At 40.3% G+C, this 1688-nt stretch carries 1 protein-coding gene and 2 pseudogenes; all 3 read left to right on the forward strand.

The genetic code is table 11. From position 1 onward, the window contains the following. Window positions 1–182: pseudogene (locus tag HC728_RS20205) on the forward strand (RHS repeat-associated core domain-containing protein); the annotation flags it as partial. Beyond that, a complete protein-coding gene (locus tag HC728_RS19520) occupies window positions 174–1085 on the forward strand; it encodes a cytotoxic necrotizing factor Rho-activating domain-containing protein (RefSeq protein WP_238933838.1) in 912 nt (303 codons plus the stop codon). The pseudogene HC728_RS20205 and the gene HC728_RS19520, both read left to right, overlap by 9 nt. Before the next feature lie 129 nt (window positions 1086–1214). Beyond that, window positions 1215–1688: pseudogene (locus HC728_RS19525) on the forward strand (RHS repeat protein); the annotation flags it as partial.

Raw genomic sequence — 1688 nt, forward strand, 5'->3', positions numbered from 1 at the left:
TCCGCTACTCGGGCAAAGAGCGTGATGCAACCGGTTTGTATTACTATGGTTATCGATACTACCAGCCTTGGGTGGGCCGATGGCTCTCCTCAGATCCGGCAGGCACCATTGATGGTCTAAATCTGTATAGGATGGTAAGGAATAATCCTGTGACGTTGGAAGATATTGATGGATTGGCACCAAATAAAGACACTTTACGCCTTGCTCAAGGAAAGATTAGTCCGTTAAAGAATAGAGGGCTAATTACTTCGAGTGACTCAACAGAGATTGGGGTAGATATGCGAGCTGTACGTGTTGATAAATATAATAATGTTGTAACAGACCGATTTTCTTTAAATAATCCTGATTTTTATGGTGAAAAACATGCAACAGACAATGGGCATACTGTCATACTGAATACATTTAAAGGACATCAAATGAATAGCTTGTATACCGGAATGAAGGCTGGATCTCACTGGGGAGATAATAAACTAGATCACTCTGTTAATATCATTAAGGTATCTAATGGATATGATGGTTCATTGGGTATAGAAATTCCCTATTCCAGTATTCCTGAAAACTCTCCAATTATTGTAAGTATGGGGGCTTTAAGTGGTTGTACGGCGGTTTACGCGACTAGAAAAAATAGCTTTTATGCTTATCATGCAGGCACTGCTAATGCGAATGGTGACTGGAAAACCGCCATAAATGGTGTTGAGTCAATATATGAAGCACATGAGAAACTTACTGGTTTAAATGTAAATAAGGAAGGTTTAAGCAATAACTCATTAGTATCACTTCTCAGTGATCATTACGATCAAGCTTCAATTACATATACCAATAGCGGTAGAGAGGATAAAAAAATCACGGAGAAAAGTTTGACTGTAGATGCATTTAATTATGATGAAGCCAAAAGGGGTAAATTTGATATCTCTATCGGATTAGCTTATGCGCTTCTTAGTCGGTCTGGAAACAATGTAATAATTAAATCTTATTCTGAAGATAATAAAATAAACACAACTTCAGATTTTTCTGTAAAAACACTGGCATCAATGAAAACTACGTTACACTCAAGTTCTGTAAAGACTAAATACAGATGCTTTTAAGTCTCTAGTCGCCATAAATAAAAGTCAATAACAATGTTTCCATGCCAATTTGATTTTTAATAGATAGTATTGTCGAAGTACCATTACCATTGAAATTAAATTGGCAGACCCAACTAACAGGAAAACACCATGAGTACATCATTATTCAGCAATACCCCCTCAGTCACGGTTTTAGATAACCGTGGGCTGTCAGTGCGTGATATCGCATACTACCGCCACCCTGATGAGCCAACTACGATACAGGCACGCATTACGCATCATCAGTACAATACTCGTGGCTCTCTAGAGCAAAGTGCAGACCCTCGTTTGCACCAGAGCGGAAAGGCAAACTTCCATTATTTGACCGACCTGACAGGTCAGGTTTTACGTACTCAGGGCGTAGATAATGGCACCTCAGTTAGTCTCAGCGATGCCGCTGGACGAGCTTTTATTGCGGTCAGCAATATAAGCACAGCTGTCGATGGCTTGGAGGACACTAGCCAAGCGGTGACTCGAACTTGGCAATATGAGAATGTATCATTACCAGGTCGTCCACTGAGTATCACAGAGCAAGTTACAGGAGGGACCGCCCGTATCACAGAGCGATTTGTGTATGCGAGTAAT

This window comes from Aliivibrio sp. S10_S31 (genome assembly GCF_014694495.1).
Lineage (GTDB): Bacteria > Pseudomonadota > Gammaproteobacteria > Enterobacterales > Vibrionaceae > Aliivibrio > Aliivibrio fischeri.